This window comes from Candidatus Margulisiibacteriota bacterium (genome assembly GCA_028715625.1).
Lineage (GTDB): Bacteria > Margulisbacteria > Riflemargulisbacteria > GWF2-35-9 > GWF2-35-9 > JAQURL01.
Genome location: JAQURL010000001.1, coordinates 17,420 through 30,697, shown reverse-complemented (window position 1 = coordinate 30,697; position 13,278 = coordinate 17,420). Strand labels below are relative to the sequence as shown.

The window sequence follows — 13,278 nt, the reverse complement described above, 5'->3', positions numbered from 1 at the left end:
GTGTTGAAAATGAGAAATATAAAAGAAATTGAAAAAGAAATTGAAACTTTAAAGAGTCAGTTGAATGATGTTAAAGGAACACCGACAGAAGTGTATAGTCGCATAGTAGGATATTACAGGCCTGTACAGAATTGGAATAATGGGAAACGTTCCGAATATGGTGAAAGAGTAGAATTTAATATTAAAGAAAAGATAGCTGAAAATCAAAAAATTACTAATAGTATTACTGAAGTTGAAAAGCCGGAAACAGGAAATGATTTTAATATTGTAGTAAATGACAGGGGAGTTATAAAAAAGTATAAACTCTTTTATTCCGATAATTGTCCGGGTTGTCCTCCTGTAAAAAACTATCTTAAACAGGTACAAATTAACGGTGAAGAAATTAACGCCAATACCAAAGAGGGTTTTGAAGAAGCTATAAAGAATAATGTTACAGGCACACCTACCGTATTGTTTTTAAATGATAGCGGTGAAGTGGTTAATGTAGCTCATACTCCCTCACAGATTGAACTGCTTATTGCATGAAGGGCTGGCAGAAGACCAGCTTTATTGATGTTGAGGGAAAAATAGCTTCTGTCTTTTTTTATGGCGGATGTAATTTCCGTTGTTCATACTGCCACAACCCGGATTTAGTTATTAATGCGGCAAAATTACCGGAAATCAGCGAAGAAGAAGTCCTGGATTATATAAAAAAAAAGATCAATATTTATGAGGCAGTGTGTATTTCCGGGGGAGAACCTACCTTAAACCCTAACCTGACAGAAATAATAAAAAAAATAAGAACTTTGAATTTAGCGGTAAAAATAGATTCAAACGGAACAAATTTATCTGTAATTAAAGAATTAATTGATCAGGACCTGATCCAATATGTAGCTCTGGATATTAAAACTTCTTACAAAAAGTACAATCAGGTATTTATTCAAGGAAAGGAAGACCCAAAACTCCTGGAACAAGTTAAAAAGACCATTGAATTTCTAAAGAAGCAGGATAAAATAGACTATGAATTCCGGTCTACGCTTTATCCTCCGTTTTTTACAGAGGATGATTTGAAGGAAATAGCAAATATGGTCAAAGGCGCAAAAAAATATTTTCTGCAACAGTTCAATCCCAAAAATACTTTAACGAATTTAAATGGGGAGCGACCTTTTACTATGGAAAGGGCCAAACAAATTTGCCAGTTTTTTAAGCCCTTTGTGGAACGCTGTGAGATAAGATGATCGCCAAAAGAATTATTCCTTGTCTGGACATTAAAAACGGACGCGTGGTGAAAGGCGTAAATTTTGTCAATTTGATTGACGCCGGAGATCCGGTTGAGTTGGCCAAACTTTATGATGACCAGAATGCAGACGAGCTTGTTTTTCTGGATATCACAGCATCCTCTGACAGAAGAAACATTGTGCTTGATCTGGTGGAAAGAGTTGCAAACCAGGTATTTATTCCTTTTACAGTGGGTGGTGGCATAAAGACAGTTGAAGATATGAGGGAAATCCTGCTGGCCGGAGCGGAAAAAATATCGATAAATACAGCCGCTATCGAAAATCCGGAACTGTTATCCAGAGGAGCGGAGAAATTTGGCGTTCAGTGCGTGGTCCTGGCTGTGGACGCTAAACGTATTCAAAGCAAAAAAGGAGCAGCGGCAAGTATTCCTGTAAATAAATTAACGCAGGATTGTTTGTGCGACGAGGAATCCCAATTTGAAATATATATTCAAGGGGGACGTACTGCCACCGGAATTGACGCGGTTAAATGGGCACAAAAAGCGGAAAAACTGGGCGCAGGGGAAATACTTTTAACCAGCATGGACGCTGATGGAACAAAAAACGGATACGATACCGCATTAACAAGTGTTATAAAAAAACATACAACTATCCCGATTATAGCTTCCGGAGGAGCAGGTACAATAGAGCACATTAAAGATATTTTAGAAGTAGCCGATGCTGCCTTGCTGGCTTCATTATTACATTATGGAAACCTCAAGGTAAAAGATATTAAAGACTATTTAAGCAGTCATTCCATAAATGTCAGGCACTAATTTGGTGTAAACATACCTCAACACTTATACTCATCCAGATAAAATACTGTTTAGAAAAAATTATTCCGGGGCATAATTTATACGGTGGTAAAAAGTGTCTGACTTACAACTTAATCAAATATCCAGCGGGTATGCCAATCAGGCCAAGAAGGCTGAGGAAGACGCGTTTTTAGAAGCCTTAAAGAAAAAAGAAGAAGAGAAAAAGCTCCAACTGGACAGGACCAAGGATAAACTTCAGGAACAGAAGCTTGAGCAAACTGAGCAAATAAAAAAGACAGATCAGGAGAACCAGCGGGAAGTTAAACTTCTGGAACAGATATCCAAAACGGTTAAAACTGATTTTGAGAAATTAAATCCTGAGCAGCTTAAACAGATACTTCCTACATTAAAAAACACAGAAGCAGAGTTAATTCAGAAAATCCTGGAATCACATCGTCTGGAAGAAATTCAGCAGAAATACAAACAAACGAAACTGGAAGACGCAGGCGTAAAACAAAAATTCAGTGAAGCTTACAAAGTTTTAAACGAAATAGCCAAGACACTAAAAATACCTGTTGAGGATATAACAACCGAGATCATCAGCAATTATCTGAAACTCAATAAAAATGAAAAAACGTTTGACCCTAAAAAACTCATGAAACAGGAAAAGACAGACACCTCAAAAGTAACCAATGACAAGGATGCCGCTTTAAAAAGCAATATTGAGAACCGTTACCAGCAACTAAAAGATTTATTAATGTCATTGAAAAACAAACAGGAGAATATTTTAAAGACTTATCAGGACAACGAAGGTCTGCAAAACCAGTTGGAGACCTTGGACAAACAAATCAACAAACTGGAAAATAAACTTTCCGACCTTAACCGTCAACTGAACAAGCTGGATGAAAAAAATTCCTATAAAAATGTAAAACAGGATAGCAAAAGTAATAATACAGTACAAACTTCAACAACAGTGTCCAAGGAAGAAACCAAAAATGAAAACAAGCAGATTAAAGATATATCGCAGGAGCAAGACCTGCCCGTAGACGAAGAATTTCTGAAGGATATATTAAAGAATAACAAAAAACCCTCTATTAAAGACAATATTGATTTGCTGAAGCAGGAAATAAGCCAGATAAAGCAACAGGATAAATCCAGAAATATAAAAAATTTGTTGGGCCAATTAAAAGAACTGCTTCCTCCACAAAGCAAAACAGCGTTGAACAAATTAGCGGAACTGGAAAAGAGGGTCGAAACCAATGTCCCGGTTGACGATGACGAGATCCGGGAATTGCTGAATGAAAATGCCGAAACCATCAACACAGACGATGACAATATCCGTGATTCAGCTAAAATGGAGCGATTTAATGAAACCCTGAAATCTTTTACAAATAAATATTTAAGCAGGACATCTAATAATGACAAAACAATTAAGGGCCAGACGGCAGAAACTAAGGAAGAAAATTTTGGCGATGACCGCATACAAAAGATAAAGCAGGAGATTCAACAGGAAATAGAGGCGATTACCGACAAGATAAATTCATTAAAAACCAGACAGTTGGACTTGGAAAAACAACTCTCCGGCGAGAATAAATTTTCAGCTGTAAAGCGCGTATTAATGGAAGAACTTTCCAGTATAAAGAATGAGATAAATTCATTGAAAACCAAGCTGGTGGTGGAACGGGAAGTAAAGGAGATTTCTTCCAAAGAATTTGATGAGATGGAACAGGAAATCGACAAAGAGATAGGCAGTCTGGAAAAAGAAACAACTCAATTGAAAGACCTGATAAAAAAAGAACCGGTGCTAGACCTGAAGAGCATGAAAGAGCAAATAACAAACCTGAAAAACGGTGAAAAAATTATTCAAAAGATCGAGAAAGAAATTGATCTGGATAATCTTCTGGAAGAAATTAATGGTGGCAACAAGGAGGATCTGAGCCAGGCCGACATTAAAAAATTGCTGCAACTTGATCCTAAAAAATTAAACAACAATGATTTGAAGAATTTAATGAAAATAATTAACAAGACTATAGATAACAGCGAAGAGATGGCGCAGGCCTCTTCCGTTTCCAGCCTGGATCAGGGCATTACCAGGGAATTGAATGTAAAGGCTAAATTAATCAATCAGCTGGTTGATCTTTTAAATCAGGTTAAGTCAAAAAAGATTGTACAGGAAACAATAGTTCAGGAGAGGGCAAGGCTTACTGTAGATGTTAGTAATGAACAACAAATTATTATTCAGGAAAAAGATATAAAGGAGAAAAAGCTGGATGAATATGTCGATCATATTCTGGACGAATTCAAACAGTTGAAAGATGAAGAATCCATGGCAAAATTTATTTTGAACATGCGACATCTTTACCTGACCAAAGAAGCTCCATTTAAAAATATTATCAAACTTTTAATGCAGAAGGGCAAAATGGACCCTGAACTTTTGAAAGAAGAATTCGGTATTGTAGTCGGAGAAAAGACCGATATTGTTTTAGGCGAGATTAAACCTGAAACCAGGGAAGTTCTGAAGAAACTTTTAAATATTGATGCCAGCGCTATGGCCAATAACGAGCAGTTGCATAGACTGCTGGATAAAGGACGAATGGACCGCAGGCAGTTTGAGAAATTTTATGGTAAAAAAGTAACGAAGTCAGGTTGGGATTATGGAGTTCTAACCTTTAATGAAACGAATCTTGGAATTCTCAAGGAAAGAGCGGAAATAAACAGTATTTTAAAATTCTGGAAATTAATGGAAAAATTCAGTACGAACGGGGAAGAGGAGAATATCAGGGAGACGGCGGAATTATTTCTGAGTAAAAATGAGTATACTGAAATTGAAAAGGGCTTAATTTCTCTTTTTTTGATTGAGTATGAGGATTCTTTAATTGACCCCGATTACCATTTGTTTGATATTTATAATAAATATTTAAAAGAAAAAACTTTTAAAAATCTGAATGATGCGGAAAGAGAAGAATTAGTAATAGCCGTGCTAATCCGTTTAATAAAAAATATTGACGTGGATAAAAATGAAAAGATGACCTATTATAATCGGCTGATGTCGTTCTGTGAAATGGACGAGAGTTCAAAAGAGTTTGAGAGAAGTGTCCATATCCTGGAGTTTTATTTCAGTAACGGCGGAAAAATGAAAAAAAGTTTTTTTGATGTGGGTAAAGAATTACAATTCTTCGAAGAGAACACCGACTGGACAGAAGCTCATGAGAAAGAAGTAGCGCAATATACTGTATCTGAATTAGTCAAAGGAATGAGTAAGCCTATAAAAGAATCTCCAAGAATTAAACTTCGTTCTCTATCAGAACGTCTGAAGGGCAAGCTTAAGAAGTAGTTCCCCTATTCCTTGACAATACACAAAATATCCAGTATTTTATGTTAAATAGCATAATGCACAAATAAACTATGAGTATATATCCTATTATTGGCAGACAACCTGAAACCGAAGTTATTCTAAGAATTCTTGATAGAGGACACAATTTAATTTTAACTGGACCATACTACAGAGGGAAGACAGCATTAGCCACGCATCTTATTGAAGAACTAATTACCAAAAAATATAATCCTGTATACTTTAATTGTCAAAACGGTTTTTCTGAACAGGCGTTTCTCGAGCTCTACAGCAAACAGATATTAAAGACCATGTCTTTTAAGCTAAAAAATATTTTTGAAGACAGCAATAAATATCTGCCCAATATTCGTCCAAAGATCAACATGAACCCTATTCATGGTGTGGATATCAGGATAGATTACAACATTACTAATAAAGATATTCAGCAATATTTAACCGAAGTGATTGATGTCCCTTATAAAATCCAGCAGGACACAAAAGAAAAGATGGTAATTATTCTTGATGAATATCATGCAGTGAATGAGTTAAAATCTGTCAATTTAACTGAAGTTATCTTGAAAAACTTGAAACCGGGTGTGTTTTATATTTTTATCAGCTCTCATCCAAAGGAACTGGATAATCTTATACCCAGGAAAAATTATGAAAAGCTGCTTATTGATGAGAATATGTTACTGCAAAAAGTGCCAGCGAATGTTATTTATTTTTCTATTGATAGCATATTGAAAGACAATAACATAAAAGCAACAACAAATATTATTGATAAATTAATCAGTATGACAGAGGGGGAGATATCCTTTATTAACAGGATCTTACGTAAATTGATAAATAAGGGCAAAATTTTCAAAAGAATAAGCCTGCTGGATATTTCCAATTCTATTCGTGAAATAGTTAATGGCTATGATGATATTTTTTATAATTTTTTTGATTCTTTATCGACCCATCAGAAGAACTTGATAATCGCCATTGCCAGACAGGGAGGGCAGCAAATTTTTAAAGGTGAATTTATTTATCGGAACGGACTGGTCTCGGTCCCTTCGGTCCAGACTTCCATTCAAGCGTTAATTAAGAAAAATTTTGTGCACAAGGAAGATGAGGAGTATAAAATTACTCATTATTTTTTTAAAGAATGGCTCAAGCAAAACTTTCTCTGAATAAACCTTATTATGACACATGTACCGTAGATATCGGTAATTCTGGCTTAAAGACAGGGTATTTCCTGAATAATAATCTCTTGAAGATTAAAAGTGTGAGGTCGCGAAGTATAAAAAGATTTCAACTGGAACCGTCAAAAAAAATAATTGTTTCTTCTGTAGTACCTGAAATAAGCAAGATATTAAAAAAGAAGTATAAAAATGCAGAATTTGTAAACCATGAACAACTGAAGATAGCAGGAATGACAGAAAATATAGGCATAGACAGGGCTATAAATCTGTTTGCAGCCGGTAAGTTATACAAGGAGAAGTCACTTTGTGTAATAGATTTCGGAACAGCCATTACTTTTACCTGTAGCAAGAATAACTCGTTTGTCGGAGGGATTATTTGTCCTGGACTGGATATGATGCTTGCAGCTATAAATAAAAAAACCGCTCAGCTGCCCTTACTAAATGAAATAAATCCGCAGCAGGATATTTTGCAAAAAAAGACGGAAGCTGCTATAAATTCCGGCATCTATCACATGGTTGTCATTTCTTTGCAGCAGATGATTTTAAAAGTTCAGGATCAGCTTGGCGGAAATCTTCTGGTAGTTGCAACCGGGGGTAATTCGCTTAAGTTTACGGAAAAAATAGAAACAATAAAGATAGTAAATCCTACATTACTGTTAGAAGGCTTGAATTTGCTGGCAAATAACAAATAAGGAAAACTGTACCAAATGGCATTTTCGTCATTCCGACCTTAGTGGAGGAATCTGAAAATGCCGTCTTTATTGGACCGGAGATTTCTCCACTCCGCTTTTCTCCCTTCGAGAACCTCAGGGAGCAGGTCGAAATGACATTTTGCAATAGTTACAATAGAACCATCAGGAAATTCCCAGAATATCATTCAGGATTTTATTCACCAACTGAGGATTGGCTTTGCCACTGGTTTTTTTCATGGTTTGTCCTACAAGAAAGCCGAAAGTTTGCATTTTGCCGGCCTTGATATCGGCGACGGCGGCCGCGTTTTCATTTATAACCGAGTTGATTATTTTTTTTAATTCTGTTTCATCGGAAAGCTGAACTAAACCTTTTTCTTTAATAATTATTTCGGGATCTTTCCCGGTTTCCATTATTGCAGGCAAAATTTCTTTAGCTATTTTTCCGCTGATAGTATTGTTATTTATTAACTCGATGATCCTGGCCAGTGCTTGAGGTTTTAATTGGGTTTGTTTAAGCAGAAGTTGTTTGTTATTCAGATAGGCGGTAATATCTCCCATTATCCAGTTCGCTATATCTTTCGGTTTGTTGAGTAATTTAATGACTGCTTCGAAAAAATCAGCGGTATATTTTTCCACGGTCATGATGGAAGCGTCATAATCATTTATTTGATAATTATTGATAAATTTTAGTTTTCTTTGCTCCGGCAGTTCGGGTAACTCTTTTTTAATCGATTCTATCCACTTGTCATCAATGGCAACAGGGACAAGGTCGGGATCCGGAAAATAGCGGTAATCATGTGCTTCTTCTTTGGAACGTAATGATTTGGTGCTGTTGGTGGCTTCGTTATAATGTCTGGTTTCCTGAATTATTTTGCCGCCGTCTTCCAATACTTCGATTTGCCGTTCAATCTCCAGGTTAATGGCTTTTTCAATGGACTTAAAAGAATTCAGGTTTTTTACTTCGGTTTTAGTCCCCAGTATGGTTTGGCCGACTGGACGAATAGAAATATTGGCATCGCATCTGAGCGAACCTTCTTCCATATTACCGTCACAGATTTCCAAGTACTGCAAGATTTGCTTAACTTTTTCAGCATACAGGCGGGCTTCTACAGCGGACCGGATATCCGGTTCACTGACAATTTCCAGTAAGGGAACGGAAGAACGGTTTAAATCTACCAGACTATGAGTGGCGCCCTTGATATTATCGCTGCCTTGATGCACAAGCTTGCCAGCGTCTTCTTCCATGTGGATACGGGTGATGCCGATCCGGGTTTTTTTATTGTCTACCTCTACATCAATATGCCCTTGAATACATATGGGTTTATCAAACTGAGAAATCTGATAACCCTTGGGCAAATCCGGATAGAAATAGTTTTTTCTGGCAAACTCGTTAACGGGTGTAATCTGGCAATTTGTGGCCAGACCAAGTTTAATAGCGAATTCAACAACTTTTTTATTAAGTACGGGTAAGACTCCTGGCATTCCGGTGCAGACCGGACAAACTTGAGAATTAGGCTGACTGCCGAATTTTGTAGAACAGTTACAAAACAGTTTGGACTCGGTTAGTAACTGAGCATGAATTTCCAGGCCGATTACCGCTTCCCATTTCATATTTTTAAGTTCCTTTTAAAATCCAGAATTTGTTCGAACTGATGCGCCACGTTGAGTAGCTTGCTTTCGGCAAATTCTTTGCCGATTAGTTGCAGTCCCATTGGTAACTTATTATACAAACCGCAAGGGATGGAAATCCCCGGAAGGCCTGCCAGATTGACCGGAATGGTCATAATATCCGATAAGTACATATCAAGCGGGTTGGCGGTTTTTTCGCCGATTTTAAAAGCCGGGGTAGGTGTGGTCGGTGAAAGTATAAGGTCATATTTGGTAAAAGCTTTATGAAAGTCATCCTTTATCAAGGTGCGGATTTGCTGCGCTTTTTTGTAGTAAGCGTCATAATAACCGCTGCTTAACACATAAGTACCGATCAGAATTCGACGTTTCACTTCCGCTCCGAACCCCTGACTACGACTGAGTTCCATCATTTCTGTCATGGTCCCGGCCGAAGAGTCCCTGTAACCGAACCGTACCCCGTCATAGCGGGCCAGATTGGAACTGGCTTCCGCGGGCGCAATAATATAATAGGTGGCCAGAGCGTATTCAAAGGAAGGTATTTTCAAAAACTCGAAAATCACTCCCTCTTCTGATAATTTATCTATTATCGGTTTATAGAAATTTTTTATATCGGCATTCAGGTTTTCATTAAATAATTCCTCCGGGATACCTATTTTGATGCCTTTCAGGGAATCATTCAGACTCAAAGCAAAGTCCTCATCATTAAGATTTTGGGAAGTGGAATCTTTTTTATCATAACCGCAGATAATATTGAGCAGGTGCGCCGTGTCTTCCACTGTTTTAGAGAAAGTACCGATTTGGTCCAGAGAAGATGCAAAAGCAATCAGACCATATCTGGACACCCTGCCATAAGTGGGCTTAAGGCCTACTATACCACAGAGGCTGGCTGGTTGGCGAATAGAGCCCCCTGTATCTGAGCCAAGGGCTAACGGTGATTGATTGCTGGCTATTGAAACCGCTGACCCTCCAGATGAACCACCAGGAACGCAGGCGGTATCCCAAGGATTCTTGGTAACACCGAAATAAGACGTTTCTGTGGAAGATCCCATGGCAAATTCATCCATATTGGTTTTTCCGATAATGGGCATATTATTGGCCAGAATTTTTTCAATAACCGTTGCGTTATAAGAAGGGACAAAATTTTCCAATATTTTGGAGGAACAGGTTGCGGGAAATCCTTCCAGGCAAAGATTGTCCTTAATTGCTATGGGGACACCTTCCAAAGGACGCAAGGGTTCCCCGGCCTTAATTTTTTTATCTACGATTTGCGCTGTTTTTAAGGCCAAGTCTTCGGTAAAGGTTAAATAAGAGTTCAGTTTTTTATTGGTATTTCGGCTCTGAGACAAGAATTCCGTTGTAACTTCACTAGAGCTTACTTCTTTGTTTTTTATTTTTTTAAATATTTCAATTGCGCTTAATTGTAACATGGTTAATCACCAAGAATCCTGGGCACCACAAAAGAGTGATCTTCTACCTGCGGGGCGTTTTTCAGGATTTTTTCTATATTTTGATAGGGTTTTATTTCATCGGCTTTGAACACATTTTGTAAGGGTATGGCATGAGCTGACGGGTTTATCTTGGAAGTGTCGATTTTTTTTAGAAGATTGGCATAATTAAAAATATTTTCCATGTCTCTGGAGTAACGTTCCAGTTCTTCTTCGGAAAATTGAAGTCGGGAAAGCCCGGCTAAATGTTTGATAGTAGCTTTATCTGTCATAACGAGCACATTTTAGCATATCAGATACTCTTAGCAAAATGGTTTGCGGTGTTGTTACTTTCGATCGACTGCAGCTCGCCGTACTAGCAGTACTGTCTCGTCGCACTCACTCAGTGCCTAACCGCAATTCCATTTTGCGTCGAGTATACCTAAACCAAAATGGTTAAGGTATATGACTAAGATGAGTTTTGTTGGATAAAGAATTCTATGGACCTGTCAAAAGTAGCTTCTGCTTTTTCAGAGAAACAGCAGGCCGGCAGCTCGCTGTTGCGCCGATGATAGGCCAGACATTCACAGCAAATGCCATGCCGGCTGCAGCCGGGATATGTACAATTGCAGCGGGTTGTATTTTTATTTTGGTTTTCACAACTCATATTAGTTAAATCATATTATCCGAAAATGGACTTGAAAAATTTATTTATTAAATTCTACTTTCGGAACTTCCTTGGCCTTTTCCTGAACCTTGAACAGATCCTTTTTTTCGAATCCCATCTGTTTGGCAAAAAGGGAAACAGGGAAGTTGCGTATTTTAATATTTAAATCTTTAACCAGCTCGTTGTAGCGCATGCGTTCAACTGCCAGACGGTTCTCGGCGCCAGCCAGTTCGTCCATGAGCCGGGTGAAGCTTTCATTGGCTTTTAAATTTGGATACTGTTCAACCACAACCAGCAATCTGCTTATGGCGTTTTCCATGCCGTTAGAAGCATTAACTTTATCATTTATAGTTTTGGCACCTGCCAGTTTGGCCCTGGATGCGGCTATGTTTTCAAAAATTTCTTTTTCATGAGTTGCGTAGCCTTTTACAGTACTAATCAGATTGGGTATCAGGTCATATCTGCGTTGCATTTGATTTTCCACCTGTGACCATTGGGTGTTGATACTTTCATCCATGCGTACCAGAGAATTATAGACATTAATATAGGAAAGAATACCAACCACAACAACAGCCAGAATAATTCCCAAAACCAGAAGCCAATTATTTTTTTTCATAGAAAACTCCTTATCTATAAATTTCAAAATATATTGTATAGAGCCTTGGCTGAAAGGACAAGCATTTTGTTATTACCAGCCTCCGCTGGCGCCTCCGCCTCCGCTCATGCCTCCACCGAAGCCACCGAAGCCTCCACCGAAGCCTCCATTACGATTCGAACGACCTCCGCCGGAGCTAAAGAGCATCATAAGTAAAAAAGGCCAGACCACATCCCAGCCCAAAGCTCTCACTATCGCAATAAAAACAAGCAGGAATATAGCAAAGAAAAAAATCCCGGCAATCATTTGTCCTTTGGATAGTTGTATGTTTTGTATTGCTGGCTCGGCCAGTTGGTTCGTATCCAAATCAGGCAAGGCAATGCCTTCCCGCTGAGCCTCGTAGATAATTAACGCTTTGGTACCGTTAAGAATGCCCAAGCCGAATTGATTTATTTTAAAGAAAGGGATTATATACTTGTCCCGGATTTCGCCAACCAGCCCATCCGGAAGAAACCCTTCAAGGCCATAACCTACTTCTATACGCATTTTTCTGTCGTTGGGTGCCACTACAAACAACAAACCGTCATTTTTACCTTTTTGCCCGATACCTAACTGGGAAAACTTTTTTACGGCGTATTCCTCGACACTTTGACCGTTCAGGCTTTTGACTGTCACTACAGCCATTTGATGCTTTGTCTGCTGGGTCCATTGTCCGATTACAGACTCAACAGCGCTCTGTTCCTGAGCAGACAGAATGCGGGCTTCATCAAAAACAAAATAAGTGTTGGCCAGAGAACAGAAAAGTAAAAAAAACAAAACCAGGATATTTTTTCGCATAAGCTTAGGATACAATCATTGTATCCACTTCATTAGTTATTATCATAAGTTGTTTTAAGTATGAATCAAATAAAGTCAAAAGTTCCTTATTTTTAATTTTATAAGGTTTTTTCTCTTCAAATTTTCTGACAACAAGAAAAAAGGGTTGAACATCAATAGGGAATAAACCAGCTGCTTTGCTAATGATTTGCTTTTTATCATGACCGGTTATCTGGACATTTTTTAATCTCAGCATATACTTGAGGTTCAATACAAATCCAGTCAAAGACTCATATAATAAAGGCAAAAGGTTTTGCCCGCGAACAAAAAATTCGCGGCGTAAAAGAATTATATTGCGTCTTAGATTAGATTCAACCTGCAGTCGCAGGTTTATATTCTGAATATTTATAATCTTATTTAATGGTTTGCCATAAAGCGTTTCCGCGGCTTCACAGATTTCATTAAACTCTACCGGGAAAACGTCGCAGGAATGCTGAATTTCAGCTTCGGAGAGTAGTAAAGGAGGACAGATTAGAAAATATTGCCGCAATGATTTGTTATTATTTATCAGCTCTATAAAATTTAGAAACTTATTGGAGTCGGTTGTAATTATCAGCAAGGATTCCGTTTGATTTTTATCCAGCAGCAACCGACTTTGATGCTTTATGACCGAAACAAGGTGTTCGGCAAAATGGTCATTCAGCAGCTGTAGGATATCGGTAATAGACGCCAATTTTCCCATTGGTATTTTATTATATAGCACTTAGTGGTCCAGTAAAAGAAAAATATATTTATTTTAACAGCCACAATTTATACTCAGTCAATATTCGTCATTTTATAAATTAATAGAAAAAACTATTAAAATTAAATAATTATCAAGCAAATTTTTTAAATTTTTGCTTTTTTTCAAGTAATTATCTTGAAGAAAT

13 protein-coding genes are annotated in these 13,278 nt (G+C 37.7%); 6 read left to right on the top strand and 7 right to left on the bottom strand.

Annotated elements, in window-relative coordinates; all coding sequences use genetic code 11:
• Positions 1 to 9 precede the first annotated feature (9 nt).
• From PHV30_00155 to PHV30_00130, 6 genes are all read left to right on the top strand, one after another.
• Entirely contained in the window at positions 10 to 525 is a 516-nt protein-coding gene (locus tag PHV30_00155; protein ID MDD5455425.1) for an anaerobic ribonucleoside-triphosphate reductase, read from the top strand.
• Positions 522 to 1,217 carry an anaerobic ribonucleoside-triphosphate reductase activating protein gene (locus tag PHV30_00150; protein ID MDD5455424.1) on the top strand — a complete coding sequence of 232 codons (696 nt, stop codon included), beginning with the start codon at positions 522 to 524 and terminating at the stop codon, positions 1,215 to 1,217. Before PHV30_00155 ends, PHV30_00150 begins: the two co-directional genes overlap by 4 nt.
• The gene (gene hisF, locus PHV30_00145; protein MDD5455423.1) at positions 1,214 to 2,032 is read left to right on the top strand and encodes an imidazole glycerol phosphate synthase subunit HisF; all 819 of its coding nucleotides are present in this window, start codon (positions 1,214 to 1,216) and stop codon (positions 2,030 to 2,032) included. The genes PHV30_00150 and hisF overlap by 4 nt, the downstream gene beginning before the upstream one ends.
• A 94-nt stretch (positions 2,033 to 2,126) precedes the next feature.
• Positions 2,127 to 5,345: a hypothetical protein gene (locus PHV30_00140; protein ID MDD5455422.1), complete on the top strand. Its 3,219-nt coding sequence runs from the start codon at positions 2,127 to 2,129 to the stop codon at positions 5,343 to 5,345.
• A gap of 71 nt (positions 5,346 to 5,416) precedes the next feature.
• Positions 5,417 to 6,514: an ATP-binding protein gene (locus tag PHV30_00135; protein ID MDD5455421.1), complete on the top strand. Its 1,098-nt coding sequence runs from the start codon at positions 5,417 to 5,419 to the stop codon at positions 6,512 to 6,514.
• The gene (locus PHV30_00130) at positions 6,490 to 7,218 is read left to right on the top strand and encodes a type III pantothenate kinase (protein MDD5455420.1); all 729 of its coding nucleotides are present in this window, start codon (positions 6,490 to 6,492) and stop codon (positions 7,216 to 7,218) included. The genes PHV30_00135 and PHV30_00130 overlap by 25 nt, the downstream gene beginning before the upstream one ends.
• A 162-nt stretch (positions 7,219 to 7,380) precedes the next feature.
• On the opposite strand, the gene gatB is transcribed toward PHV30_00130, so the two are convergent.
• The 7 genes from gatB to PHV30_00095 form a co-directional block, all read right to left on the bottom strand.
• Positions 7,381 to 8,829, bottom strand: coding sequence for an Asp-tRNA(Asn)/Glu-tRNA(Gln) amidotransferase subunit GatB (gene gatB, locus PHV30_00125; protein ID MDD5455419.1), 1,449 nt, complete (start codon positions 8,827 to 8,829; stop codon positions 7,381 to 7,383).
• Positions 8,826 to 10,274, bottom strand: a complete 1,449-nt coding sequence (gatA, locus tag PHV30_00120) for an Asp-tRNA(Asn)/Glu-tRNA(Gln) amidotransferase subunit GatA (protein MDD5455418.1) — start codon at positions 10,272 to 10,274, stop codon at positions 8,826 to 8,828. The genes gatB and gatA overlap by 4 nt, the downstream gene beginning before the upstream one ends.
• Positions 10,275 to 10,276: 2 nt before the next feature.
• Positions 10,277 to 10,564 (bottom strand): Asp-tRNA(Asn)/Glu-tRNA(Gln) amidotransferase subunit GatC, encoded by a 288-nt coding sequence (gatC, locus tag PHV30_00115; GenBank protein ID MDD5455417.1) that lies wholly within the window; start codon positions 10,562 to 10,564, stop codon positions 10,277 to 10,279.
• A 176-nt stretch (positions 10,565 to 10,740) separates the two neighbouring features.
• Complete coding sequence (locus PHV30_00110; GenBank protein ID MDD5455416.1) at positions 10,741 to 10,938, bottom strand: DUF6485 family protein; 198 nt, start codon at positions 10,936 to 10,938, stop codon at positions 10,741 to 10,743.
• Between the two features lie 40 nt (positions 10,939 to 10,978).
• The gene (locus PHV30_00105) at positions 10,979 to 11,554 is read right to left on the bottom strand and encodes a LemA family protein (GenBank protein ID MDD5455415.1); all 576 of its coding nucleotides are present in this window, start codon (positions 11,552 to 11,554) and stop codon (positions 10,979 to 10,981) included.
• 72 nt (positions 11,555 to 11,626) lie between these two features.
• Complete coding sequence (locus tag PHV30_00100) at positions 11,627 to 12,370, bottom strand: TPM domain-containing protein (protein ID MDD5455414.1); 744 nt, start codon at positions 12,368 to 12,370, stop codon at positions 11,627 to 11,629.
• Positions 12,371 to 12,374: 4 nt separating this feature from the next.
• Complete coding sequence (locus PHV30_00095; protein ID MDD5455413.1) at positions 12,375 to 13,091, bottom strand: hypothetical protein; 717 nt, start codon at positions 13,089 to 13,091, stop codon at positions 12,375 to 12,377.
• Positions 13,092 to 13,278: the final 187 nt, after the last annotated feature.

What these genes read in the sequence shown, in the direction of transcription:
- PHV30_00155 (MDD5455425.1), top strand. Translation starts at nt 10, where the DNA reads ATGAGAAATATAAAAGAAATTGAAAAAGAAATTGAAACTTTAAAGAGT.
- PHV30_00150 (MDD5455424.1), top strand. Translation starts at nt 522, where the DNA reads ATGAAGGGCTGGCAGAAGACCAGCTTTATTGATGTTGAGGGAAAAATA.
- hisF (MDD5455423.1), top strand. Translation starts at nt 1,214, where the DNA reads ATGATCGCCAAAAGAATTATTCCTTGTCTGGACATTAAAAACGGACGC.
- PHV30_00135 (MDD5455421.1), top strand. Translation starts at nt 5,417, where the DNA reads ATGAGTATATATCCTATTATTGGCAGACAACCTGAAACCGAAGTTATT.
- PHV30_00130 (MDD5455420.1), top strand. Translation starts at nt 6,490, where the DNA reads ATGGCTCAAGCAAAACTTTCTCTGAATAAACCTTATTATGACACATGT.
- gatB (MDD5455419.1), bottom strand. Translation starts at nt 8,829, where the DNA reads ATGAAATGGGAAGCGGTAATCGGCCTGGAAATTCATGCTCAGTTACTA.
- gatA (MDD5455418.1), bottom strand. Translation starts at nt 10,274, where the DNA reads ATGTTACAATTAAGCGCAATTGAAATATTTAAAAAAATAAAAAACAAA.
- gatC (MDD5455417.1), bottom strand. Translation starts at nt 10,564, where the DNA reads ATGACAGATAAAGCTACTATCAAACATTTAGCCGGGCTTTCCCGACTT.
- PHV30_00110 (MDD5455416.1), bottom strand. Translation starts at nt 10,938, where the DNA reads ATGAGTTGTGAAAACCAAAATAAAAATACAACCCGCTGCAATTGTACA.
- PHV30_00105 (MDD5455415.1), bottom strand. Translation starts at nt 11,554, where the DNA reads ATGAAAAAAAATAATTGGCTTCTGGTTTTGGGAATTATTCTGGCTGTT.
- PHV30_00100 (MDD5455414.1), bottom strand. Translation starts at nt 12,370, where the DNA reads ATGCGAAAAAATATCCTGGTTTTGTTTTTTTTACTTTTCTGTTCTCTG.
- PHV30_00095 (MDD5455413.1), bottom strand. Translation starts at nt 13,091, where the DNA reads ATGGGAAAATTGGCGTCTATTACCGATATCCTACAGCTGCTGAATGAC.